20 protein-coding genes and 2 tRNA genes are annotated in these 23,354 nt (G+C 71.5%); 6 read left to right on the top strand and 16 right to left on the bottom strand.

Going from position 1 to position 23,354, the window contains the following annotated elements; translation table 11 throughout:
- Positions 1 to 88: 88 nt before the first annotated feature.
- Positions 89 to 487, bottom strand: coding sequence for an MCP four helix bundle domain-containing protein (locus tag EV684_RS15525; protein ID WP_165908507.1), 399 nt, complete (start codon positions 485 to 487; stop codon positions 89 to 91).
- Between the two features lie 161 nt (positions 488 to 648).
- Between EV684_RS15525 and EV684_RS15530 the strand changes: the two genes are divergently transcribed.
- The gene (locus tag EV684_RS15530) at positions 649 to 1,815 is read left to right on the top strand and encodes an AraC family transcriptional regulator (protein WP_132648204.1); all 1,167 of its coding nucleotides are present in this window, start codon (positions 649 to 651) and stop codon (positions 1,813 to 1,815) included.
- A gap of 13 nt (positions 1,816 to 1,828) precedes the next feature.
- Here EV684_RS15530 and EV684_RS15535 read toward each other — a convergent pair whose 3' ends face one another.
- Positions 1,829 to 3,142 (bottom strand): aspartate aminotransferase family protein, encoded by a 1,314-nt coding sequence (locus tag EV684_RS15535; protein ID WP_132648205.1) that lies wholly within the window; start codon positions 3,140 to 3,142, stop codon positions 1,829 to 1,831.
- A 102-nt stretch (positions 3,143 to 3,244) separates the two neighbouring features.
- On the opposite strand from EV684_RS15535, the gene EV684_RS15540 reads away from it, so the two are divergent.
- Entirely contained in the window at positions 3,245 to 4,096 is an 852-nt protein-coding gene (locus tag EV684_RS15540) for a LysR substrate-binding domain-containing protein (protein ID WP_132648206.1), read from the top strand.
- Positions 4,097 to 4,175: 79 nt separating this feature from the next.
- Positions 4,176 to 5,102: a malate dehydrogenase gene (locus tag EV684_RS15545; protein ID WP_132648207.1), complete on the top strand. Its 927-nt coding sequence runs from the start codon at positions 4,176 to 4,178 to the stop codon at positions 5,100 to 5,102.
- 223 nt (positions 5,103 to 5,325) lie between these two features.
- Here EV684_RS15545 and EV684_RS15550 read toward each other — a convergent pair whose 3' ends face one another.
- From EV684_RS15550 to tolB, 9 genes are all read right to left on the bottom strand, one after another.
- On the bottom strand, positions 5,326 to 7,788 hold the full coding sequence (locus EV684_RS15550; protein WP_132648208.1) for a TonB-dependent siderophore receptor: 2,463 nt from the start codon (positions 7,786 to 7,788) through the stop codon (positions 5,326 to 5,328).
- Positions 7,789 to 7,916: 128 nt separating this feature from the next.
- The gene (locus tag EV684_RS15555) at positions 7,917 to 9,056 is read right to left on the bottom strand and encodes a FecR family protein (protein ID WP_132648209.1); all 1,140 of its coding nucleotides are present in this window, start codon (positions 9,054 to 9,056) and stop codon (positions 7,917 to 7,919) included.
- An 85-nt stretch (positions 9,057 to 9,141) separates the two neighbouring features.
- The gene (locus EV684_RS15560) at positions 9,142 to 9,660 is read right to left on the bottom strand and encodes an RNA polymerase sigma factor (RefSeq protein WP_132648210.1); all 519 of its coding nucleotides are present in this window, start codon (positions 9,658 to 9,660) and stop codon (positions 9,142 to 9,144) included.
- Between the two features lie 217 nt (positions 9,661 to 9,877).
- Positions 9,878 to 9,953: transfer RNA gene (locus EV684_RS15565), tRNA-Lys, on the bottom strand.
- A 24-nt stretch (positions 9,954 to 9,977) separates the two neighbouring features.
- Positions 9,978 to 10,053, bottom strand: a tRNA-Lys gene (locus tag EV684_RS15570).
- A gap of 38 nt (positions 10,054 to 10,091) precedes the next feature.
- Positions 10,092 to 10,877, bottom strand: a complete 786-nt coding sequence (locus EV684_RS15575; RefSeq protein WP_132648211.1) for a tRNA threonylcarbamoyladenosine dehydratase — start codon at positions 10,875 to 10,877, stop codon at positions 10,092 to 10,094.
- A complete protein-coding gene (gene ybgF, locus EV684_RS15580; protein WP_132648409.1) occupies positions 10,874 to 11,617 on the bottom strand; it encodes a tol-pal system protein YbgF in 744 nt (247 codons plus the stop codon). Before ybgF ends, EV684_RS15575 begins: the two co-directional genes overlap by 4 nt.
- 161 nt (positions 11,618 to 11,778) lie before the next feature.
- Entirely contained in the window at positions 11,779 to 12,324 is a 546-nt protein-coding gene (gene pal, locus EV684_RS15585) for a peptidoglycan-associated lipoprotein Pal (protein ID WP_132648212.1), read from the bottom strand.
- A 68-nt stretch (positions 12,325 to 12,392) separates the two neighbouring features.
- Complete coding sequence (gene tolB, locus EV684_RS15590) at positions 12,393 to 13,697, bottom strand: Tol-Pal system beta propeller repeat protein TolB (protein ID WP_132648213.1); 1,305 nt, start codon at positions 13,695 to 13,697, stop codon at positions 12,393 to 12,395.
- A gap of 162 nt (positions 13,698 to 13,859) precedes the next feature.
- On the opposite strand from tolB, the gene EV684_RS15595 reads away from it, so the two are divergent.
- A complete protein-coding gene (locus EV684_RS15595) occupies positions 13,860 to 14,444 on the top strand; it encodes a peroxidase-related enzyme (RefSeq protein WP_132648214.1) in 585 nt (194 codons plus the stop codon).
- Here the strand turns inward: EV684_RS15595 and EV684_RS15600 are convergent, their stop codons facing one another.
- Together EV684_RS15600 and EV684_RS15605 are read right to left on the bottom strand one after the other, a co-directional pair.
- Entirely contained in the window at positions 14,445 to 16,148 is a 1,704-nt protein-coding gene (locus EV684_RS15600) for an ATP-dependent DNA ligase (RefSeq protein ID WP_132648215.1), read from the bottom strand.
- Positions 16,149 to 16,247: 99 nt separating this feature from the next.
- Positions 16,248 to 16,697 carry a universal stress protein gene (locus EV684_RS15605; RefSeq protein WP_132648216.1) on the bottom strand — a complete coding sequence of 150 codons (450 nt, stop codon included), beginning with the start codon at positions 16,695 to 16,697 and terminating at the stop codon, positions 16,248 to 16,250.
- 60 nt (positions 16,698 to 16,757) lie between these two features.
- Between EV684_RS15605 and EV684_RS15610 the strand changes: the two genes are divergently transcribed.
- Positions 16,758 to 19,439 (top strand): bifunctional acetate--CoA ligase family protein/GNAT family N-acetyltransferase, encoded by a 2,682-nt coding sequence (locus EV684_RS15610; protein ID WP_132648217.1) that lies wholly within the window; start codon positions 16,758 to 16,760, stop codon positions 19,437 to 19,439.
- A 154-nt stretch (positions 19,440 to 19,593) separates the two neighbouring features.
- On the opposite strand, the gene EV684_RS15615 is transcribed toward EV684_RS15610, so the two are convergent.
- Positions 19,594 to 20,610, bottom strand: coding sequence for a ligase-associated DNA damage response exonuclease (locus EV684_RS15615; RefSeq protein WP_132648218.1), 1,017 nt, complete (start codon positions 20,608 to 20,610; stop codon positions 19,594 to 19,596).
- Positions 20,611 to 20,694: 84 nt separating this feature from the next.
- Between EV684_RS15615 and EV684_RS15620 the strand changes: the two genes are divergently transcribed.
- The gene (locus EV684_RS15620) at positions 20,695 to 21,081 is read left to right on the top strand and encodes a DUF805 domain-containing protein (RefSeq protein WP_132648219.1); all 387 of its coding nucleotides are present in this window, start codon (positions 20,695 to 20,697) and stop codon (positions 21,079 to 21,081) included.
- Between the two features lies 1 nt (position 21,082).
- Here the strand turns inward: EV684_RS15620 and EV684_RS15625 are convergent, their stop codons facing one another.
- Entirely contained in the window at positions 21,083 to 22,051 is a 969-nt protein-coding gene (locus tag EV684_RS15625; protein WP_132648220.1) for a dipeptide ABC transporter ATP-binding protein, read from the bottom strand.
- Positions 22,048 to 23,019, bottom strand: a complete 972-nt coding sequence (locus tag EV684_RS15630; RefSeq protein WP_132648221.1) for an ABC transporter ATP-binding protein — start codon at positions 23,017 to 23,019, stop codon at positions 22,048 to 22,050. The genes EV684_RS15625 and EV684_RS15630 overlap by 4 nt, the downstream gene beginning before the upstream one ends.
- Positions 23,020 to 23,354 lie beyond the last annotated feature (335 nt).

Genomic DNA, 23,354 nt, shown 5'->3' on the forward strand with positions numbered 1-23,354 from the left:
CATCGCCATCAGCGTCTCCTCGTGAGCGGTGCTGCCAGCGTAGAAGTTCACTGGCTCACTGCGTGAGACTGCTGAGGCACGTTGCTAATCAGGAGGCCCGCAGCTTGTCGACCGCGGCCACGTACTCCGACCAGTTGCGTTCGAGTTCCGAGAAGGCTGCCCGGCCGCTTTCCGTCGTGAACAGCGGCTTCGCCAGCTCCATGTTCTGGCGCACCCGCGTGAGATTCGCATCGACCTTCTGCAGCGCCGCACCGCGCTGCTCCTCGGACGACGCCAGCAAGGCATTCCTCAGTTCCCGGCTGATGTACAGCAGGTTGATGTTCGCCTCCTTGGTATGGGACAGCCCGAGCAGGTCGAATGAGTACATCCGGTCCGTCGACTCGTGCATCGTCGCCATGTTGCGAATGCCGACGGCGCTCACCAAGGCACCCAGCGCGCAAATGCTAATAAAGCCCGACAAGAGCTTTGTCGCGAGTTTCATTTTCATCATCGCCCCTTTTCTGACGGTTGATCCGTGGCTGCAGACCACAGGAGAGAGACGCTGGAGATGTCACCAGCGAAAGGCTTGTCAATTACCTTTGGATAAACGTCAGTGAACGCCATGGATTGACGGCACGAGCGCGAGACAGTGGCAATCGGCGCGTTCATTTGCTACCCGGCGCGCTTTCCCGATATTTCCGACGGCGTTTCCTGCCGATCTGGGGCCATACCGCCCGGCAGACATCAGCAGTCGAACCTGCAGCCCTTTATCGCGAACCGAATGGTCACAGCAGACAAGCCCACAGACGCACGAGCAGAGCCCGATCCCACGATCACCGCAGCCGGTATCAGGCCATGAGCGCGGCAGTGCCGCAGCGGCTCGAACTGCAGACCACCGATGCCGACGAGGCCGCAGCAATGCTGTCCAGCACCTATAGCCCGATGCGGGTCTGGACACCGGCACCACGATTCCATCTGCAGCTGTCGATGGCGAGCATCGAAGGCATACGCGCCTGCCGGATGCGCAGCCACAGCGGACTCGTGCTCGAAAGCGACGAACCCGGCGACGGCTACTACTTCGCGATTGCGGTGCGCGGCCGCCATTCGGTCGAGACCTGGACCGGGGCAAGCCTGGTCCACGACAAAGGCCACGGTCTGGTCGTCGACGGCCGAAGCATCCGCCGCGTCACCCTTTCGGATACGCCGGACCTTCGCAGCGTCGGCATCGACAGCGAGCTGATGGCGGCGTGCGTCGCCGAACAGTTGGGCACCGTGCCGCGCGAGCGCCTGCGCTTCGCGCCGCTGCATCCCGCCAGCGCGCCGACGCTGCAGCTGGCGATGAAGCTGGCGGAGGTCCTCCACCGCGGCCTGTCGGACGAAGCGACGCTGCAGCACGCACCGATCGCGCTGCTGAACCTGCGCCAGTCCATCCTGCATCTGCTGCTGGCCGGCGTGCCGAGCAGCGTCACCGAGCGCCTGCGCACGCTGCGGCGCCTGCCGCCAGCGCCCCGTCACGTCGTCCGGGCGATCGACTACATGCGCGAGAACGCCTCGCAGCCGATCTCGATCGCCGACGTCGCCGCGGCGGCGTCGGTCAGCGTGCGCGCGCTGCAGGAAGGATTCCAGCGCTTCCGCGAGACCACACCGTCGGCCTGTCTGCGCCAGATCCGGCTGGAACGCGTTCGCCAGGATCTGCTGGACCCGGAGATGCCGGCATCGGTCTCCGGGATCGCGCTGCGCTGGGGCTTCGCGCACATGAGCCTGTTCGCCGCCCGTTACCGCAAGGCCTTCGGCGAACTGCCGAGCACGACGATCCGCCGGCGCGGCAGGCGCTGAGCCCGCCGGGCCTTCAGACGCCCTTGGCCAGCACCCGCGTGATCGCCTGGCGCAGCAGGTCCAGCCCGAGGTCGATCTCGGTGTCGCTGACGGTCAAGGGCGGCGCGATGCGGAACACGCCGCCCATGCCGGGCAGCTGCACGATGTTCATGCTCAGGCCCAGCGTCATGCACTCGCGCGTGATCGCGGCGCCAAGCTCGGGCGCGGCTTCGCGCGTGGCGCGGTCCTTCACCAGCTCCAGGCCGAGCAGCAGGCCGCGGCCGCGCACGTCGCCGATGCACTCGAAGTCGCGCTGCAGTGCACGCAGGCCGGCTTCCAGGCGCGCGCCGGCGATCCGTGCACGTTCGACGAGATGGTCGCGCGCGACGATGTCCAGCACCTTGGCTCCGACGGCGGCCGGCAGCGGGTCGGAGACGTGCGTCGTGTAGAAGAGGAAACCGCGTTCGTGGCAGGTCTGCTCGATCTCGGCCGTCGTCAGCACCGCGGCCAGCGGCAGGCCGGCGCCCAGGGTCTTGGACAGCGTCATGATGTCCGGCGTCACGCCGTCGCGCTGGCAGGCGAACATCAGCCCGGTGCGGCCGATGCCGGTCTGGGCCTCGTCGAGGATCAGCAGCATGCCGCGTTCGACGCACCTGGCCTTCAGCGCCGCCAGGTAGCCCGGCGGCAGCTCGAGGATGCCGCCCGAGCTGAGGATGGGCTCGGCGATGAAGGCCGCCAGGCTGCCGCAGGACTGGCGGTCGACGAGGTCGAAGGCGTAGTCGAGTTCGGCCTGCCAGTCGTAGACGCCGCCGCGCTCGAAACGCGGGCGGTAGGGGTACGGCGCGGGAATCGCGAACGAACCGACCGCCGCCGGGCCGTAACCGCGGCGCCCGGCGCTGTAGGTGGCCGACGCGGCGCCGCCGGTCATGCCGTGCCAGGACTGGGCGAAGCCGACGACCTCGTGGCGCCCGGTGTACAGCTTGGCCAGGCGCAGCGCGGCTTCGTTGGACTCGGCGCCGGTGGTCAGCAGCAGCGCACGCTCCAGCCCGGCCGGTGCGACGCCGGCGAGCTTGCTCGCCAGCTCGACGACCGGGCGGCTCAGCATGCCGCTGAACAGGTGGTCCAGGCGCTGTGCGTGGTCGGCGACGACCTCGGCGATCTCCGGGTGGCCGTGGCCGAGCAGCGCGCTCATCTGGCCCGAGGTGAAGTCCAGGATCGCGCGGCCGTCGGCGTCGTAGACGAAGCTGCCGTGGGCGCGTTCGATGATCATCGGCTCGAAGCGCCCGCCGTAGCGCACGAGGTGGCGGCGGGCGTTCTGCCAGAACTGCGGGTCGTCGTTGCGGGACATGGCGCGGGGCGCAGGGAAGCTCGGATGGCGACCAGCCTAAGCAAGCCTCAGCATCAAGAAAAGCTAATCTTTCTGACGGCAGCCATCAGCCATACTGATGGCTTGAGCCGAGACCTGGACCCCGACCTGCTGCGCTGCTTCGTCGCCGTCGCCGAGACGCGCACGCTGGGCCGCGCCGCCGCGCGCATCGGCCGCACCCAGGCCGCGGCGAGCATGCAGGTCAAGAAGCTGGAGACGCTGATCGGCCAGCCGCTGCTGCACCGCGGTGCACGCGGCGTGACGCTGACGCACCACGGCGAGCGCCTGCTGGGCCATGCGCGCACGCTGCTGCAGCAGCACGACGCGGCGCTGGCCGAGCTGACCGGGGCCGGCCTCACCGGCACGCTGCGTTTCGGCTGCCCCGACGACTACGCCGCGGCCTTTCTGCCGCGCATCCTGCGCGGCTTCGCCGGGCGGCACCCGCAGGCCGTGGTCGACGTCGTCTGCGCGCCCAGCCCGCGGCTGGAGGAACGGCTGCGCCGCCACGAGCTGGACCTGGCGCTGGTCTCCACCGCCGACGGCGCCGAACCGGCGCTGCGCCGCGAGCCGCTGGTCTGGGTCGGCCTGCGCGACGACGAAGGCGCGGCACGCGAGCCGCTGCGCCTGGCCTTGTCCGACCCCGACACGCTGGACCACCGCGCCGCCTGCGAACGCCTGGACGCCGCCGGCGTCGCCTACCGCGTGGCCTACGCCAGCGCCGGCATGGCCGGGCTGCTGGCCGTCGTGCGTTCGGGCCAGGCGATCGCCGTGCTGACGCAGTCGGCGGTGCCACCGGACCTGCGCATCCTGGCGCCCGACACGCGCCTGCCGGCGCTGCCGGCGGTCGGCGTGCGCGTCAGGACCGCCCAGCCGCGGCCGGGGGCGCTGGTGGCCGAGTTCGTGCGCCACCTGCACGAGGTCGTCTCCAGCGCATGAACGGCGTCGCGGCACGGGCAATGCTTGCCCGCATTCCATCGAACCCCGGCGGCCGAGGCCGCCACGACAGGACAACGAGATGAAGGTTTCCGTGATCGGAATGGGTGCCGTCGGCACCGAGATCGTCGGTCTGCTGGTGCACATGAGCGAGGTGACCGAGATCGTCGCCGTCGACAAGCTGCGCGAACGTGCCGAGGCCGAGATCTGGGACTTCTCCCACACGACGCCGTTCACCTACGCGAAGAACCCGCGGCTGGTCGTCGGCGAGTATCCGGAGACGGCGGACAGCGACATCGTCGTCATCACCGCCGGCGCCCAGCTGCAGAAGGGCCAGACGCGCGACGACCTGGTGCGCGTCAACAGCCGGATCCTGCAGGACATCATCGGCCGCGTGGAACGCCACTCGCCGGGCGCCGTGGTCATCAACGTCACCAACCCGGTCGACGTGATGACCCAGGTGATGCTGCGTGCGTCGAACTACCCGCGCGAGCGCCTGCTGTCGGCCGGCACGCTGATCGACACCGCGCGTTTCCTGCGCATCCTGGCCGAGCACGTGAAGATCGACCCGAAGAACCTCTACGGCTACATGCTGGGCGACCACGGCGCCACCGGCTTCATCCCCTGGAGCCTGTGCCGCGTCTGCGGCGCCGAGGTCGACACCTTCTGCCGCCTGAACGGCCTGCCGCCGGTGGACCGCGAGGACATCCGTCGGCGCACACTGGAGGCGGGTTTCCGCATCTTCGAGCGCAAGGGCAACACCAACCACGGCATCGCCGCCAGCGTGTTCCGCATCATCCGCGCGATCGAGTGCAACGAGCAGTCGATCCTGCCGCTGGGCGTGCTGCTGCAGGGCGAGTACGGCGTAACCGACCTGGTGATGAGCGTGCCCTGCGTCGTCGGCCGCGGCGGCGTGCAGCGCATCCTGCACCACGAGTTCACGGCCGAGGAGGACACGCAGTTCCGCGCCTCGGAGCAGCATCTGCGCCATCTGCTGGCGCTGGCCTGAGCGGCGCTGACCTCGGCGTGCGAGCCGAGCCGCACTTCCTGAAGCGCAGGCACGGCGCGAAGCGCAGCGCCTGATCCAGACGCTGGCCTCGGCGCGCAGACGCTCGGCTCAGTCGCGCTGCCGGTGCTGGGGATGATGCCCATCCTGCTCGGCCCATTGCTCTCGGCGCACCGCGCTGGAGCCCGATTCGGCCGGCACGGCGCGCGCGCAGCCGCCAGCGACGTCACCAGCGGTAGTTCAGGGTTCCGCTCAGCTTGCGCCCTTCGCCCCAATAGCAGGCGGTGGTGGTGGACAGGCAGGTGCTGACGTAGTGCTTGTCGAACAGGTTGCTGATGTTCAGCGCCAGCAGCAGGCCCTGCAGGCTTCGGTTGCGCCGGCCGAGGTCGTAGCGCACGGCGAAGTCGGTGACCGAGTACCCCGGGATCTCGGTCGTGTTCGCGTTGTTGCCCCAGGTGCGCCCCACGTAGCGGATGCCGCCGCCGAGATTCAGTCCCGCGAAGTCGCCCCCGAGGCCGTAGTCGGCCCACAGCGAGGCCTGGTCGCGCGGCACGAAGGCGGCATGGTTGCCTTCGTTGCTGCTGCCTGAGGAGCCGGGGTTGTCTTTGGTGATTTCGCTGTCCGTGTATGCGTACGAGGTGATCATCGACAGCCGGTCCAGGAGCTGGAACTTGCCCTCGATCTCGACACCGCGCATGCGCACCTCGCCCGACTGCGTGCTGTAGTTGGTGTTGACGGGATCCGGCGTCAAGACGTTCTGTTGCGTCAGTTGGTAGACGGAGAAGGTGAACAGCGAACGCGAGCCGGGCGGCTGAACCTTGACGCCGGCCTCGATCTGCCTGCCCGTCGTCGGATCGAAGGCCTCGCCGTTGCGGTCGGTGCCGCCGGCGGGCTGGAACGAGGTCGAATAGCTGGCATACGGAGCGACGCCGTTGTCCAGGCGATAGACGGCGCCGACGCGGCCCGTGAGCTCGTGGTCGCGTTGCCGCACCTGCGACGAAGTCCCCGCGGTCACCTGCCGGGTGTCGGTGTCGATGTCGGCTCGGTCGTAGCGCCCCCCCACCGTGAGCTTGAGCGCACCGATGCCGATCTGGTCCTGGGCGTAGACGCCGATCTGGGAGGACTTCTGGTCGATCAGCATGCTCGCTGCCGGACGACTGACCGCCGTGCCGTAGGTCGGGCTGTAGGCGTTGAACGGCGTCCACAGGACGCTGAGCTGGGACTCCTCGAACGCGCTCCTCTCGCGCGCATAGTCCACGCCCAGCAGCAGGGTGTGGTGCACAGCGCCCGTTTCCAGCGTCCTCACCGCCTGGTTGTCGACGGTCAGCAGCCTCGAGCGTTCCGGGAACGCCCAGGCATAACGCAGCAGGGCCGACGGATCACAGCTCTCGGCGCTGAGACAGAACGCCTGCACCCGCTGCGTGTCGGTGTCGACGTCGCCGTAGCGCAGGTTCTGGCGCAGCACCCACCCGGCGTCCAGCCGGTGTTCGAACTCGTAGCCGACGAACCACTGCTCGTTCTCGAAGCGGTCGTAACCAGGTTCGCCGACGAAGGTGCTGCGCGAGAGTTTCGGGTAGAGGCTGCTGTCGAGGGTGCCGTTGAGCGGCAGTGCCGGAGCGCCGCCGCCCCCGGGGGAATCGATCTTCTGGTATTCGGCCTGCAGCGTCAGCCGGGTGGTGTCGCCCGCGTGCAGGCTCAGCGACGGCGCGAGGTAGCGCTTGCGCTCTTCGACGTGATCGAACTGCGTGCCGCCGTCCGAGACGACGCCGACCACCCTGTACGCCGGCTCACCTGCACCGGCAAGGCTGCCGCCGACATCGACCGCGGCCTGCTTGCGTCGGTAGCTGCCGTACTGCAGCTGGATCTCGCGCGAGGTCTCGCCCGTCGGCCGTTTGCGCACCATGTTGACCAGCCCGCCCGGAGCCGCCTGACCGTACAGCACCGACGCCGGCCCCTTGAGCACTTCCACCCGCTCCAGCCCGAAGGACTCGATGCGGGGCTGGGCGTATCCGCGCGCACCGAAAGGCAGGCGCAGCCCGTCCAGATAGCGTGCGGGCGTGAAGCCGCGCACCGTGAGCCAGTCGTGGCGCACGTCGCTGTCGCCGTACTGGGCCACGACGCCCGGGGTGTAGCCCAGGGCGGACGTGATCGAGCGTGCGCCCTGGTCGGCCATCTGCTGCGCGCTGACGATCGACACCGTCTGGGGGATGTCGAGCAGTTCGCTGTCGGTCTTGCTGGCCGTTGCACTGCGTCGCGCGACGTGGCCCCGAACCGGCCCGCGCGCGTCTTCACGCTCGACGCTGGCGCGCGCCCTCAGCGTCGGCAGGACGGCCGGCTCGCCCTTCGCCGGCGGAGCCGGGCGCACGACGACCGCCGGGCCGTCGCTCGCCGCCGTCAAGCCGCTGCCCGCCAGCAGACGCTCCAGTGCCTGGTCGGTACTGAGCCGGCCGCTCACGGCCGGTGCCTGTTTGCCCTGCACCAGTTCACGCCGCACCAGCAGTTGCAAACCGGCCTGGCGGGCCAGTTCGTTCAGCGCATCACCCAGCGGCTGGGCCGGGAGTTCGATGGCGTGAAGGTTCTGTTGGGTCGCGGCGGCGGTCTGCGCCTGCACAGCGGGGACGGCCAGCCCTGACAGGAACAGCGCTGCGGCCAGTGCGGTGGGAGCCAGCGGAACACGGAACTGCGGCATCGAGAAGGTCTCCTTTGGTACCTGAACAAGAATCACTACCAATGAAGACGCACGACCTGCGGAACACTTGATGTCATCCCCACGCGGCGGCCCGTCAAGCGCCGCCGTCGCGGCTCCGGGCGGGGCGCTCAGGGTGCCGCCACGACCTCGGTCCTGCCGTCGGGAAGCGCACGCAGGCGCACCGGCAGCGCCTGCGGCAAGGCGCGCTTGAAGACACCGACCTGCTGCAGGTCGAAGCTGCCGTTCAAACGCAGCGCGGCCACCGCCGGGTTGGTGATGACGATGCCGGTGTCGCCGTAGCGCTCGAACTCGGCCACGGCGGCGGCCAGCGGCGTGTCATCGAGAACCAGGCGGCCGCGGCGCCAGGCCGCCGCTGTCGCCGCGGAAGTGCGCGTGACCGTGCCGATGCGGCCCTGTGCATCAGCCACGGCGGCCTGGCCGGCGACCAGGTCCACGGAGTCGGGCTCGCCTGCGGCGAAACCGCGCTGCGCCGTCGTGTCCTCCCGGATCCTGGCCACGCGCACGTGTCCTTCCTCCACCACCACGCTGACCTGACCCGGACTGGGGCCGTCCTGGGTATGGCGAACCGAGAAGCGTGTTCCGACGACGGTGATCCGCATCGGCCCGGCGAACACGTGGAACGGACGCGCCGCATCCGGTGTCACCTGGAACAAGGCCTGGCCGCGGGCCAGCCGCGCCTCGCGGCGGTCGCGGTAGTACGCCACGTCCAGACGGGTTGCAGTATCCAGTTGCAGTGCGCTGGCGTCGGGCAAGGTGGCGGAGATCTGCTGGCCGCGCGCGGTGGTCAACGCCTGGACGAAGCGGGGCTGCTGTTGCCAATAGCCAAAACCCAGCCAGCCGCCGCCGAGCGCCATTGCCGTCAGTCCGGCCAGCGCCGCTTGCGCCAACCAGCGTCCACCGGCCGCCGGCCGACTGGCGCGCGCCCAGCTGCGCTTCATGGGCGGAGGACCCTGCATCGCGGACGGCGCCGGTGTCGATGACGCCTTCAGCGCGGACACTTCATCGGCCGGCAGATCACCGAGACGGCCCCACAGGGCGGTGAGCTGCCCGAGCCGCGCTCCACGCTCCGGGTCACCGGCGAGCCAGTCCTGCAGTTCGGCCTCCTCCTGCGCCGTCAGCCCGTCCTGGCGTCGCACGGCCCACAGCGCGGCGTCTTCTTCCAGCGTGCGCGCTGCGGCCGGTTGGCCATCGTGTTCGCGGGGATCGGGGGCATCGTCTGCGGCGCGAGACGAGGAAGAGGCGTTCATGGGTGAGACGTTCTACTGGATGTAGACGCACGAGTTGCCGGCAGGTGGAGGTCAGGCACGGCACCGGGGACGATGTTTGCGGCGCTCACTCCAGCGGCTCGCGAACCGCGGGCCCGCCCGCTGCCCGGTCCAGCCCGGCCTGGCAGACGACGAGCGCGCGCGCGACGTGCTGCGCCACCATGTTGCGGCTGATGGACATGCGGTCGGCCACCTCCTGGTGCGAAAGACCCTCGAAGCGGTTGAGCACGAAGGCCTCGCGGCAACGGGGCGGCAAGGACTCGATGGCACGCACCAGCGCACGGACCTGCTGCGTGCAAGACAGCATCTCCTCTGGCTGCAGATGGCGCGGCGCCAGCGGCTGCTCGGTCTCCGCCAGCGTGTCGATGTCCTCGTGCTGGCGATGGGACGCGCGCCGGCGCTGGTCGATCACGAGATTGCGGGCGGTGCGGTATAGCAGCGCACGCAGGTCCAGCACTGGCTGCCCCGACGACTGCAGGCTCAGGACTCGCAGGCAGCTTTCCTGGGTCAGGTCGGCAGCCGTCTCGACGTCACCGACCTGACGACGCAGAAACTGAAGCAGTTCGCGGTGATAACGCTCCAGCACGGCAATTCTCGGGGTGCTCAAGGAATGCCGTGGCGCCAGCTGGCGTACAGGCGGGCGAATGCCGGCCCGCCTTGAACGGACCAATGATAATGCGTCTTATTATCTCATGAGGTCGGAGAAGTGGGCGTCGAATGGCCGAGTTCGCAGTCGGCGCGCGCCATTCGCAAGAAGCAAAACAAAAAGCCGCTTGAAGCTTTCGCGCCAAGCGGCTTGGTGTTGGTGGGCCCTGAGTGACTCGAACACTCGACCAACGGATTAAGAGTCCGCTGCTCTACCAACTGAGCTAAGAGCCCTGAATTCGATATCCGCTGTTCGCTTGGTGGGTCGTGCGTGACTCGAACACGCGACCAACGGATTAAAAGTCCGCTGCTCTACCGACTGAGCTAACGACCCCGTCGTCTGCGGAGCCTCGCATTATATGCAGCGCTCATTCAGCTCTGCAAGCACTTTTTTGCATGCACGATGCGCTCGACTGCCTGCGCCGCCGCGACGAGGCCGAAGGTGGCCGTCACCGTGACCACCGAGCCGTAGCCTGCGCAGTTCAGGCTGCCGTCGGTCGAGCACGCACCGGCCTGCGGCTGGGCCACCGGTTCACGCGAGAAGACGCAGCTCAGGCGTGCCGCCCCCTTGCGCGGCACGACACCATCGCGGCGCAGGCGCTGGCGCAGCCCGGCGAGCAGCGGGTCGTGCGTGGTCTCGGACAGGTCGGCGACCTCGACACGCTGCGGCTCGCGTTTGCCGCCGGCCGCGCCGACGCAGATCACCGGCACGCCCGTGGTGATGCCCCAGGCCGCCAGCGCGGCCTTGGCACGCGTCTGGTCGCAGGCATCGATCAGCACGTCGACCGCGCACGGCAGCAGCGCCGGCCAGTGGTCGGGTTCGACGAACTCCTCCACACGCACGACCTCGCAGCCGGGGTGGATGTCGGTGATGCGCGCGGCCAGCGCGTCGACCTTGGCCATGCCGAGCGTGGCGCCCAGCGCCTGGATCTGGCGGTTGACGTTGGATTCGGCGACCTGGTCCAGGTCGATCAGCACGAGGCGGGCGACGCCGCAGCGTGCCAGGGCCTCGACGGCCCAGGAACCGACGCCGCCGACACCGACGACGGCCACGCGCGCCGCGCGCAGCCGTTCGTAGCCGGCGTCACCGTACAGGCGCCGCAGCCCGCCGAAACGCCGCTCCAGGTCGGCGGCGGCATCGTCGAGCACGGCGCTCACTTCAGCGACGCCAGGCGCTCCTTGCCGGCCACCGCCGCCTCGGACTTGGGATAGGTCTTCAGCAGTTCCTCGATCGTGCGGCGGGCGCCGCGCGTGTCCTTGGCCTCGGCCTGGCTGTTGGCCAGTGCCAGCAGGGCCTCGGGCGCACGCGGGTGCTGCGGCGCCGCGGCGACGAAGGCGCGGAAACTGGCGACCGCCCCCTTGTAGTCGCGCTTGCCGTACTGCGCGTTGCCGAGCCAGAAGCGCGCCGAGTCGGCGTAGCCGCTGGACGGGTAGCGCGTCAGGAACCCCGCCAGCGCGGAGGATGCCTTGTCGAAGTCGCCGGTGCGCAGCACGCCCATGGCTTCCTCGTAGGCAGCACGTTCGTCGGGCGTGACCTCGAACTCGCGCCCGTCGATGCTGACCTTGGCCGGCTCGAGCTTGCGCAGCCGGTCGTCGAGCACCTGGCTGGCGTCCTTCTGGTGGCGCTGCAGTTCGGTGACGTCGCGCACCAGCTGCTCGTTGCTGCCGCGCAGCTTCGCGAGCTCGGCACGCAGCGTCTCCAGGTCGTTGTTCAGCGAAAGAATGGTGCGGCGCAGCGACTCGATGGTCTCGTTCTGCTGCGCCGCCGTGGCGGCAGACTGGTCCTCGACGCTGCGCACGCGCTGGCGCAGGTCGAGGATCGCCTTGCGCGCCTCGTCGTCCTCGAACAGACCGGCCTGCGCCGGCATGCTGACGACGACCAGCGCCGCCAGGGCCACCGCGGCGGCCCCGGGCAGGCGCTTGAACGCACCCCGTAGCCCATAGCGAACGACGGCGGACGTGTCGCGGCGGACCAAGCTGCCGCCGCGGCCCGGCTCCGCCGGGTCGCTGGCGGCGCCCCCTTGAGGGGGAGCGCCGAAGGCGCTACGGGGGTGGGTCATCACTTGTCCTTCAGCTCGACGCGGCGGTTCTTGGACCAGGCGGCTTCGTCATGGCCCGGATCGGCCGGACGTTCCTTGCCGAAGCTGACCGCTTCGACCTGGCCGGCCGTCGCGCCCATCACCTGCAGCGCCTTGACGACGGCTTCGGCACGCTTCTGGCCCAGGGCCAGGTTGTATTCGCGGCCGCCGCGTTCGTCGGTGTGGCCTTCGGCGCTCAGGCGAACGGCCTTGTCCAGCGTCAGGAACTTGGCGTTGGCGTCGATGACGGGCTTGTACTCGTCCTTGACGACGTAGCTGTCGAAGTCGAAGTACACGGTGCGCGCCTTGGCCGCGGCAGCGGCGGCGGCGTCACGCGCCGACAGTTCGACGGTGGCCACCTTCGACTGCGGCGTCGCGTTCGCGTTGGCATTCGCGTCGGCGGCGGGCTGGCGCGTCTCGACCGGGGCCTTGGTGTCGGCCAGATCGGTCGTGGTGCCGCAGGCGGCCAGCAGCACGGCCGCGGCAGACAGCGCGGAAACGAGCGGCAGGCGGTGGAATCGGGTCATGGGAATACTCCTCTTAGGAAACGGTAACAGGAAGAACAACGTCGGCGGGGCGCAACCGGCCGACACGGTCAGCGTTCGAACGGCCCCCAGGCGGGCTCGCGCATGTCGGCGCCGCTGGTCACCAGCCGCGTCTTGAACGAACCGTCGAGCGTGGTCGTCATCAGCACGTCACGGCCTTGCTGACGCGTCGCGTAGACGATCAACTTGCCGTTGGGCGCAAAACTCGGGCTCTCGTCGTCGCGCGTGTCGGTGAGCGTGCGCACACCCCCCGTCGCGAGATCGAGCGTCATCAGCTTGAAGGCATCACCTTGGCGCGAGATGTAAGCAAGGGACTTGCCATCCGGGCTCACCGCCGGGCTGATGTTGTAGCCGCCGGTGAAGGTGACGCGCTGCGCGCCGCCGCCGTCCAGCGGCAGGCGGTAGATCTGCGGGCCACCGCCGCGGTCGCTGACGAAGAAGATCGAGCGGCCGTCGGGCGCGTACACCGGCTCGGTGTCGATCGCCGAACTGCTGGTCAGGCGGCGCGGCGTGCCGCCGGAGCGCGGCATCGCGTAGAGCTGCGACAGGCCGTCGCGCGACAGCGTCACCGCGAGTTCACGACCGTCGGGCGACCAGGCCGGCGCACTGTTGGAGCCGCGGAAATCGGCCAGCTTGCGCCGGCCCCCGGTGACCAGGTCCTGCACCCAGACGACCGCCTTTTGCGTCTCGAACGAGACGTAGGCAAGTTCGCGGCCGTCGGGCGACCAGGCCGGCGAGATGATCGACTCGGGGCTCGCCAGCGCGACCTGGCCGCCTTCACCGTCGGCGTCGGTGACGTTGAGCGTGTAGCGCCTGCCGGACTTGACGACGTAGACGATGCGCGTGGCGTTGACACCGCGCTCGCCGGTGAGCGCTTCGTGGATCGCGTCGGCGATGCGGTGCGCACTCAGGCGCAGGTCGGCGGCCAGCACCAGCTTGCTCTGCGACACCAGCTGCTCGCCCTTGACGATGTCCCAGAGCGAGAAGCGGATGTCCAGGCGGCCGTCGGCCAGGCGCGTGACCGAGCCACCGACGACGGCATCGACACCGCGTGTGCGCCATTCGGCGGCGGTGACGACGCTGCGTTCGTCCAGCGCCACGGGCGAGCCGTCGACGCGGAACATGCCGCTGCGCGCGAGGTCGGCGCCGACGATGCCTGAGACGGCGGCCGGCAGCGAGCCTTCGTCGCGGAAGGGCGCGATGGCGATCGGGATCTGGCGCGCGCCGACGCCGGAGACGTCGACGCGGAACTGCGCGGCCGCCGGAAAGGCGGTACCGGCGGCGGCCAGGGCGGTGAGGAAACGGCGGCGCGGCCAGGCGGGGCTGCTGGACCGGTCTTCGAGGACTGTGTTCAAAGCGGGTAACGGCTTCGCGTCGGCAACCGGAAAACGCGCCATTGTAGGCAGCCATCGCAGTGGCCCCTGTGCGCGGCGGTACAAGCCGCGGGTCGGCCCGGGTGGCGGCGCGCCGCGGAGGCCTCCAGACTGAAGCGTCGCCACCCCCCGCCGATGCCGCCGATGAGCCCCGTGTCCCGCTACCCCGTGCCCGAACTGAAGGACCTGCCCGAAGACCTGCGCACCCGCATCCTCGAGGTGCAGGAGAAGGCCGGCTTCGTGCCCAACGTCTTCCTCGCGCTGGCCCACCGGCCGGCCGAGTGGCGCGCCTTCTTCGCCTACCACGACGCGCTGATGTCCAAGGACACCGGCAGCCTGACCAAGGGCGAGCGAGAGATGATCGTCGTCGCCACCTCGGCACGCAACCAGTGCCTGTACTGCGTCGTCGCGCACGGCGCGATCCTGCGCATCTACGAGAAGAAGCCGCTGCTCGCCGACCAGGTGGCGGTGAACCCCCTGAAGGCCGACATCCCGCCGCGCCAGCGTGCAATGCTGGACTTCGCGCTGAAGGTCTGCAGCGCCTCGCACGAGATCGGCGAAGCCGACTTCGAGGCCCTGGCGGCGCACGGCTTCGATGCCGAGGACGCCTGGGACATCGCCGCGATCACCGCCTTCTTCGGCCTGTCCAACCGCATCGCCAACGTCATCGGCATGCGGCCGAACGACGAGTTCTTCGTGATGGGGCGTGTGCCGCGCGGCAAGAGCTGATCAGCGCGCCGGCGGCAGCAGCGCACGCAGCGTGGCCAGCGTGTCGGCCTCGTGCAGCGGCTTGTCGGGGCGCAGCCGCAGCATGCGCGGGAAACGCACCGCGATGCCGCTCTTGTGCCGGGCGCTCTCGGCCAGGCCCTCGAAGCCGAGCTCGAAGACCAGCGTCGGCCGCACGCTGCGCACCGGGCCGAACTTCTCCAGCGTGGTCTGGCGGATCACGCGGTCGACGGCGGCGAACTCGGCGTCGCTGAGGCCCGAATACGCCTTGGCGAAGGGCACCAGGCGCAGCGCGTCGGGATCGGGCTCCTCGGCGGACCGGCGCCCGGACGCGGCCACGACCGCCTCGACGGCGGCCTCGGCTTCGGCGGCGTCGCGCGGCGCGCGGTTCCAGACGGCGAAGCTGTAGTCGGTGTAGACGCTGGCGCGCCGGCCGTGGCCGGCCTGGGCGTAGACCAGCACGCAGTCGAGCGCGTACGGCTCGATCTTCCACTTCCACCAGACGCCGTCCGCCTTGGTGCGGCCGACCCCGTAGGCCGCGCAGCGCTGCTTGAGCATCAGCCCTTCGACACCACGTTCACGCGCCTGGGCGCGCCACGCGGCCAGGCCTGCCCAGTCCGGCGCCGTCACTTCGGGCGAGACCCGCAGCGGCGTCGCCGCCAGCAGGGCTTCCAGCCGCGCGCGGCGCTCGTGCTGCGGCCGGGCGCGCAGGTCGGCGCCGCCGGCTTCGAGCAGGTCGTAGGCGATGAAGACCACCGGCGCGTCGGCCAGCACCTTCTTCGTCAGCGTCTTGCGGCCGATGCGCTGCTGCAGCCGCGCGAACGGCGCCGGGCGCTCGTCGCCGGGATGCCAGGCCAGGATCTCGCCGTCGAGCACCGTGCCTTCGGGCAAGCCGGCCGCGGCGGCCACGACCTCCGGGAACCGCTCGGTGAGCAGCTCCTCGCCACGCGACCAGATCCAGCAGCCGCCGGCGCGGCGCACGAGCTGGGCGCGGATGCCGTCGTACTTCCATTCGGCCAGCCAGTCGGCCACCGGCCCCAGCGTCTGCGGCTCGGCCTGCAGCGGGTGGGCGAGGAAGAAGGGGTACGGGCGGCCGGCGTCGGTGGTGGCGTCTTCGCCCTGGGCGACCAGCGCCCGGTAGCGCTCGGCGCTGGGCGTGGCGCGCGCGTCGGTGTAGCCCATCATGCGCTGGGCGATGCGCTGGGCGTCCAGCCCCGAGGCCTGGGCCAGCGCACGCTGCACCAGCAGCCGGCTGACGCCGACGCGGAAGCCCCCGCCGATCAGCTTGACGTGCAGGAAGCGGCCGGTGGCGTCCAGCGCCGCCCAGTGTTCGGCCAGGCGCGCGGCCTGCTCGGCCGGGGCCAGGCCACGCAGCGGCAGCAGGCGCTGCTCCACCCATTCGGCCAGACCGCCGTCGGCCGCACGTTCGGGGGCCGGCAGCACGTGGGCGATGGTCTCAGCCAGGTCGCCGACGGCCTGGTAGCAGGCTTCGAACAGCCAGTCGTCGAGCCCGGCGAGCTGCTGCGCGGAGGCGCGCAGCACCGCCGCCGGCACCAACTGGCGCGGCCGGCCGCCGGCGAGGAAGTAGACCGCCCAGGCGGCGTCTTCGGCCGGCGCCTCGGCGAAGTAACGCGCCAGCGCCGCCACCTTGTCGCCGGTGGCGGTGCTGGCGTCGAGCTGCAGGTACAGCGCGGCGAACTGGCGCATGTTGCGGCGGCCGGCTCCGCCCGGCTCAGCCCTCGCGCGTGGAATCGCGCTCCGGCCTGAGCCTGGCACGCAAGGCCTTCCGGCCTTGCATGTCCCGGCTCAGGGCTCCATGTCGGCCTGGGGCTCGACCGGAACCGGCGGGCGCACGACGGTCACCGGCACCGGGCAGTGCTCGAGCAGCGCCATCGCCACCGGGCCCACGCCCTCGCCTTCTTCCTGCGCGCCCATGATCACGGCGTCGCAGCCGTAGGTCTCGACCAGGTCGACGAGCACGTGGCCCGGCTCGCCGCCGGCCACCTCGCTCTCCCAGGACGCGCCGGCGGCCTCGAGCAGCGCCTCGGCCGGGGCCAGCAGGTCGGCACCGGCGGCGCGGCGCACGTCGTCGAGCACCACCGGATCGTGGGCGGTCATCACCTCGTAAAGAGACGGCGGGGTCTGAACGTTGGCGAGCACGTAGCTCGCGTCCAGGCCTTCCTGGCGCAGGCGCAGCGCATGCTGCACGGCGAACAGGGCGGACGGGGTGCCATCGACGGGCAACAGGATCTTCATCACCGGGACCTTCGGGTTTTGGGTCAACTCTCGCGCTTAGGTTAACCCTAGACTGGCCGCATGAGCACCCGCCATCTGGATTCGTTGTTCGAACCCCGCTCGGTGGCGGTGTTCGGCGCCTCCGATCGCCCTGCCAGCCTCGGGGCCACCGTCTGGGCCAACGCCGCCGGCAGCGGCTTCGACGGCCCGGTCTGGGCCGTCAACCCGCGCCGGCCGGTGCTGGGCGGCGAACGTGCCTACGCACGCGCCGCCGACCTGCCCGAGGCGCCCGAGCTCGCCGTGCTGTGCACGCCGCCGGACACCGTCGCCAAGCTGGTGGCCGAACTCGGCCGACGCGGCACGCGCGCGGCCATCGTGATGACCGCCGGGCTGTCGCCGCGGCAGCGCAGCGCAGTGCAGGACGCCGCCCGCCCGCACCTGCTGCGTGTGCTGGGCCCTGACTGCCTGGGGCTCCTGAACCCGCGGCTCAAGCTCAACGCCAGCTTCGCCCACGTCACTGCGGCGCCGGGCTCGCTGGCCTTCGTCTCGCAGTCGGGCGCGCTGGTCACCGCACTGCTGGACTGGGCGGCGGCGCGCGGCGTCGGTTTCTCGCTGTTCGCGGCGCTGGGCGAGCAGCTCGACGTCGACTTCGGCGACCTGATCGACTACCTCGCCAGCGACGCCCACACCCGCGCCATCCTGCTCTACGTCGAGACGGTGACCGACGCGCGCAAGTTCATGTCGGCAGCGCGCGCGGCCGCGCGCAACAAGCCGGTGCTGATCGTCAAGGCCGGTCGCACCCAGGCCGGGCAGCGAGCCGCGGCCTCGCACACCGGCGTGCTGGCGACGTCCGACCTGGTGTTCGACGCCGCGATCCGCCGCGCCGGCATGCTGCGTGTGCAGACGCTGCAGGAACTCTTCGCCGCTGCCGAGACGCTGTCGCACCCGCGGCTGACGCTGCGCGGCGCGGCGGCCGCCGGGCGCGAGCGCCTGACCGTGCTGACCAACGGCGGCGGCGCCGGCGTACTGGCCGCCGACGCGGCGCAGGCCGCCGACGTGACGCTGGCCGAACCCAGCGCCGCGGTCTACGCCGCGCTCGACCGCGTGCTGCCGCCGCGCTGGTCGCGCGCCAACCCGGTGGACATCGTCGGCGACGCGCCGGTGCAGCGTTATGTCGACGCGCTGGCCGCGCTGCACACCGACGCCTCGCCGGGCACGCTGCTCTTCGTGCACGCACCGACGGCCATCGTGCCGGCGGCCGAGGTCGCACGCGCGGTGATCCCGGCGCTGCAGCGCTCACCGCTGCAGCCGATGACCTGCTGGCTCGGCGGCGACGCGGTGCGCGAAGCGCGTGCGCTGTGCCACGCCGCCGGCCTGCCGACCTACGACACGCCCGAGGACGCGGTGCGTGCGCTGGGCATGCTACAGACCTACCGCCGCAACCAGGAGCTGCTGATCCAGACGCCGCCGGCCGCGCCACCCGAGCCGCTGTGGCATGCCGCCCAGGTGCACGCGCCGATCGACGCCGCGCTCGCCGAAGGCCGCGAGTGGCTCACCGAGCCCGAGGCCAAGGCGGTGCTGGCCGCCGTCGGCGTGCCGGTCGTCGCGACGCACTCGGTCGCGCCCGAGCCCGAGGCCGCCGTCGCCGCGGCGCAGGCGCTGGGTTTCCCGGTGGCGCTGAAGATCGTCGCGCCCGAGCTCGGCCACAAGAGCGACATCGGCGGCGTCGCGCTCGACCTCGACGACGCCGCCTCGGTGCGCGACGCCGCCAGCTCGATGCTGCGCCGCGTGCGCGAGCGCCAGCCGGGCGCCGCGATCACCGGCTTCTCGGTGCAGACCATGGTGCGCCGCGCCAGCGGGCTGGAGCTGATCGTCGGCGCGACGCTGGACCCGCTGTTCGGCCCGGTGATCCTGTTCGGCGCCGGCGGCACCGCGGTCGAGGTCGTCGCCGACCGCGCCGTCGCGCTGCCGCCGCTGAACCGGCCGCTGGCGCGCGCGCTGGTCGAGCGCACGCGTGTCGCCCGGCTGCTGGCCGGCTGGCGCGACGTGCCGGCGGCCGACGTCGACGCCGTCTGCGACGTGCTGGTGCGCGTCTCGCAACTGCTGGCCGACGAGCCGCGCATCGCCGAACTCGACCTCAACCCGCTCGTCGCCGACGCGCACGGCGTGCTGGCGCTGGACGCCCGCATCCGCGTCGACGCGCGCGGCCCCGGCGGCAGCCGGCGCTTCGCGATCCGGCCCTACCCGGCCGACCTCAGCGAGACCGTCGCCTGGCAGGACCGGCAGCTGACGCTGCGCCCGATCCGGCCCGAGGACGAAGCGCAGCACCTGGAGTTCCTTTCCAGGCTGGACCCCAACGACGTGCGCATGCGCGTCTTCTACAGCCGGCGCAGCATCGAACACAGCGAACTCGCCCGCCTGACGCAGATCGACTACGAACGCGAGATGGCCTTCGTCGCCACCGCGCCCAAGGCCGACGGCCCGGGCGAGGAGACGCTGGGCGTGGTGCGTGCGCTCTGCGACCCGGACAACGTCGAGGCCGAGTTCGGCATCGTCGTGCGTTCGGACATCAAGGGCGGGAGGCTGGGCGAGCGCCTGATGCGCAAGCTGATCGCCTACCTGAAGGCGCGTGGCACGCAGCGCCTGGTGGCCACCGTGCTCAGCGAGAACCGCCGCATGCTGGACCTGGCCGGGCGGCTGGGCTTCGACTACGACGTCGAGCAGCCCGAGCCGGGCACGCGCCGCATCGTGCTGACGCTCTAGATCGGCCGTTCAGCCGCGAGCGCCAAGGCGCAGGCCGAACCGCAGCGCCCCTCGTCGGACTGGCTGGAGCCTCCCTCGCGGAGGGAGGCTGGAGGGTGCCGTCGAACGAGCTGGAGCACCCTCCCGGAGGGGGCTCGGGGGAGCTGTATGGAGGTCATGACGAAGCGTCAGCTTCGTCGCCGCCGTATTCGGTGCGCAGGCTGTCGGCGTCCAGCCCCTGCTCGCAGAGCCAGCGCACCATCACCGCCTCGTAGCCGTGCGTGACGAGCACACGTTCGGCGCCGGTGGCGACGATGGCACGCTGCAGCCCGGGCCAGTCGGCGTGGTCGCTGAGCACGAAACCGCGGTCCACGCCCTGGCGCCGGCGCGCGCCGCGCAGCTGCATCCAGCCGCTGGCGAAGGCGTCGGCGCAGTCGCCCAGCCGGCGCGCCCAGGCGCTGCCGTGCACCGCCGGCGGCGCGACGACCAGCGCCCGCGACAGTGCCGCCTTGTCGAGTGCGTCGATGGCCTGCGTGGCCGGCAGCGGGACGCCGGCGGCACGGTAGGCCTCGTTGACCGACTCGACGGCGCCGTGGGTGACGATGGGGCCGATCGTCGGATCGACCCCGGCCAGCAGGCGCTGCGCCTTGCCAAAGCTGTAGCCCAGCAGCAGGCTGGCGCGCCCGGCTTCGGCGTTGGCGCGCCACCAGGCGTCGATCTCGGCGAAGACCTCGGCCTGGCGCCGCCAGCGGTAGATCGGCAGGCCGAAGGTGCTCTCGGTGATGAAGCAGTGGCAGCGCTGCGGCTCGAACGGCGGGCAGGTCGGGTTGCGTTCGTCGGCGTGGGCGCTGGCGAAGTAGTCGCCCGAGGCCACCCAGACCTGGCCGCGGTGCTCCAGCCGCACCTGGGCCGAACCGAGCACGTGGCCGGCCGGGTGCAGGCTGACGCGCACGCCGCCGATGTCGACGGCTTCGCCCCAGCCCAGGGTCTGCAGCGCGATGTCGCCCAGGCGCGCACGCAGCACGCCGGCGCCGTCGGCCTGCGCCAGGTAGGCGCCGTGGCCGCGGCGCGCGTGGTCGGCGTGAGCGTGGGTGATGACCGCGCGCGCCACCGGCCGCCACGGGTCGACGTGGAAGTCGCCGGCCGGGCAGTACAGGCCTTCGGGGCGCTGGACGAGCAGGTCCTCGGTCATCGGCGCGGCGCTGCGGCGGCCGCAGTGTCGTGCGCCCGCCTCGTTGCGGCGCCGGCCTTGGTCCGGCCCGACGACAATCGACTCATGAGCGGCCCCCGAGAACTCCGTCTGCTGGACGACGACGATAGCGCCAACCCGCTGCGCGTGATGCTGGACCCGCGCGGGCGCGTCTCGCGCCGCACCTTCTGGCTGTACGGCGTCGTCGCGCTCGGCGGCCTGGGGCTGCTGGGGCGCGCGCTGCTGGACATCGCACGCATCGAGGCCGAACACCGCGACGCGCTGCTCAACATGCTGCTGGTCTGGCCCGGCATCGCCGTGTCGGCCAAACGCTGGCGCGACCGCAACCGCTCGGGATGGTGGGTGGCCGTCGGCCTGATCCCGGTGATCGGCCAGATCTGGATGCTGCTGGACAACGGCTTCGTGCGCGGCACCGCCGGGGCCAACCGCTTCGGCCCGCCGCCCGTCCGCTGAGTCAGCGCCCTTCCTCGCGCACCCAGCAGGCCACGCGCCGCGCCGCCACCTCGGCCAGCGCCGGGCGTTCGGCGGCGCAGCGCGGCTCGGCGATCGGGCAGCGCGCGTGGAAGGCGCAGCCGGCCGGCGGCGACAGCGGCGACGGCAGCTCGCCGGCCAGCACGATGCGCTGGCGGCGTGCCGCCGGGTCGATGGTCGGCGTGGCCGACAGCAGGGCCTGCGTGTAGGGGTGCTGCGGCGCGTCGAACAGTGCCTCGCGTGCGCCCTGCTCCACCGCGCGGCCCAGGTACATCACCATCACCTCGTCGGCCATGTGGCGCACCACGCCCAGGTCGTGCGAGATGAAGACGTAGGCCACGCCGAGCTCGGCCTGCAGGTCGGCCAGCAGGTTGAGCACCTGCGCGCGCACCGAGACGTCGAGCGCCGAGACCGGCTCGTCGAGCACCAGCACCCGCGGGCGCAGCATCAGCGCGCGCGCGATCGCGATGCGCTGGCGCTGGCCGCCGCTGAACATGTGCGGCCAGCGGCCGTAGTGCTCGTCGCGCAGGCCGACGCGGCGAAGCATCTCGCGCGCTGCCGCCTCGCGCGACGCGGCGTCGCCCTCGCCCTGCACCTCGAGCGGCTCGGTCAGCGCGGCGCCCACCGTCTGGCGCGGGTTCAGCGAGCCGTAGGGGTTCTGGAAGACGATCTGCACCGCGCGGCGCAGCGCCCGGCGGCGCTCGGCGTCGGCGCCGGCGACGTCCTGGCCGTCGACCAGCAGCCGGCCGCCCGAGGGCGGCTCGATCATCGTCAGCACCCGCGCCAGGGTGCTCTTGCCGCAGCCGGACTCGCCGACCACGGCCAGCGTGCGCCCGGCCTCGACGGCGAACGAGACGCCGGCCAGCGCGTGCACGACGCCCGGCTTGGCGAACAGCCCGCGGCGCACCTCGTAGCGGCGCTGCAGGTCCTCGGCGACCAGCACGGCGCTCACGTCGGCACTCCCCGGATCAGCGGAAAGTGGCACAGCGCGCGGCCCAGTTCGGCGGGCGCAGGGCCCGGTGGCGTCGCGCAGCGCGGCTGCACGTGCGGGCAGCGCGGCGCGAACAGGCAGCCCTCGGGGCGGTCGAACTGGCCCGGCACGAGGCCGGGGATCGCCGCCAGGCGCTGGCCGGCGGCGGCGCGCTCGGGCAGTGCCGCCAGCAGCGCCGCGGTGTAGGGGTGGTGCGGATCGGCGAACAGCGCGTCGACCGGCGCGGCCTCGACCTGGCGCCCGGCGTACTGCACGACGACGCGGTCCGCGGTCTCGGCGACGACGCCCAGGTCGTGCGTGATCAGCACCAGCGCCATGCCGGTGTCGCGCTGCAGCGCCAGCAGCAGGTCCAGGATCTGCGCCTGGATCGTCACGTCCAGCGCGGTCGTCGGCTCGTCGGCGATCAGCAGCCGCGGCTGGCAGGCCAGCGCCATCGCGATCATCACGCGCTGGCACATGCCGCCCGACAGCTGGTGCGGAAAGGCCGTGGCGCGGCGCGCGGCGTCGGGGATGCCGACCTGCTCGAGCAGCTCGACGACGCGCCGCTTGCGCGCCGCGCGGTCCAGCCCGAGGTGCGTGGCCAGCGCCTCGCCGACCTGCCAGCCGACCGTGAAACACGGGTTCAGCGAGGACATCGGCTCCTGGAACACCATCGCCACGTCGCGGCCGACGAGTGCGCGGCGCTGCCTGGCGCCGAGCGTGCGCAGATCCTGGCCGTCGAAGGCCATGCGGTCGGCGGTGACGGTGGCCGTCCACGGCAGCAGGCCCATCACGGCCAGCATCGCCACCGACTTGCCCGAGCCCGACTCGCCGACCACGGCCAGCACCTCGTCGCGCTCGACGACGAGGTCGATGCCGTCGACGGCGGTGAAGGCGCCGTGGCGCGTGGCGAAGCGCACGCGCAGGTTGCGGATGTCGAGGAGGCTCATGAGATTTGGTTCGGCAGCGTTCGCGAGCCTTGCGGCGGGCGGAGCGGGCGGCAGCCGCCGGGGGTTCCGCCTCGGCGGTCGGCCCTGCGGGCCGACTGCGCTGCGCTGCTCGGCTTCGCGGTCGCGCGGCCCAACTCGCTGCGCTCACTGCGTGAGCTCCGCTCAAACAGTCGGCCGCGAGTCAGATCACGATGCGCGCTGACGCGCGCCGACCGCGAAGCCTGCGCTGCTCGCCGCCTCCAGTCACCCCCGGCGGCTGCCGCCCGCTCCGCCTGCACACGACAGTGGAACGCCGCCCGGCGCGCCAACGCTGGATGCCGGCGCACGTGTTCCAC

The sequence above is a fragment of the Rubrivivax gelatinosus genome (assembly GCF_004340905.1).
Taxonomy (GTDB): domain Bacteria; phylum Pseudomonadota; class Gammaproteobacteria; order Burkholderiales; family Burkholderiaceae_C; genus Rubrivivax; species Rubrivivax gelatinosus.

What these genes read in the sequence shown, in the direction of transcription:
- EV684_RS15525 (WP_165908507.1), bottom strand. Translation starts at nt 487, where the DNA reads ATGAAAATGAAACTCGCGACAAAGCTCTTGTCGGGCTTTATTAGCATT.
- EV684_RS15535 (WP_132648205.1), bottom strand. Translation starts at nt 3,142, where the DNA reads ATGTCCCGCAACGACGACCCGCAGTTCTGGCAGAACGCCCGCCGCCAC.
- EV684_RS15545 (WP_132648207.1), top strand. Translation starts at nt 4,176, where the DNA reads ATGAAGGTTTCCGTGATCGGAATGGGTGCCGTCGGCACCGAGATCGTC.
- EV684_RS15550 (WP_132648208.1), bottom strand. Translation starts at nt 7,788, where the DNA reads ATGCCGCAGTTCCGTGTTCCGCTGGCTCCCACCGCACTGGCCGCAGCG.
- EV684_RS15555 (WP_132648209.1), bottom strand. Translation starts at nt 9,056, where the DNA reads ATGAACGCCTCTTCCTCGTCTCGCGCCGCAGACGATGCCCCCGATCCC.
- pal (WP_132648212.1), bottom strand. Translation starts at nt 12,324, where the DNA reads ATGACCCGATTCCACCGCCTGCCGCTCGTTTCCGCGCTGTCTGCCGCG.
- EV684_RS15595 (WP_132648214.1), top strand. Translation starts at nt 13,860, where the DNA reads ATGAGCCCCGTGTCCCGCTACCCCGTGCCCGAACTGAAGGACCTGCCC.
- EV684_RS15600 (WP_132648215.1), bottom strand. Translation starts at nt 16,148, where the DNA reads ATGCGCCAGTTCGCCGCGCTGTACCTGCAGCTCGACGCCAGCACCGCC.
- EV684_RS15605 (WP_132648216.1), bottom strand. Translation starts at nt 16,697, where the DNA reads ATGAAGATCCTGTTGCCCGTCGATGGCACCCCGTCCGCCCTGTTCGCC.
- EV684_RS15610 (WP_132648217.1), top strand. Translation starts at nt 16,758, where the DNA reads ATGAGCACCCGCCATCTGGATTCGTTGTTCGAACCCCGCTCGGTGGCG.
- EV684_RS15615 (WP_132648218.1), bottom strand. Translation starts at nt 20,610, where the DNA reads ATGACCGAGGACCTGCTCGTCCAGCGCCCCGAAGGCCTGTACTGCCCG.
- EV684_RS15620 (WP_132648219.1), top strand. Translation starts at nt 20,695, where the DNA reads ATGAGCGGCCCCCGAGAACTCCGTCTGCTGGACGACGACGATAGCGCC.
- EV684_RS15630 (WP_132648221.1), bottom strand. Translation starts at nt 23,019, where the DNA reads ATGAGCCTCCTCGACATCCGCAACCTGCGCGTGCGCTTCGCCACGCGC.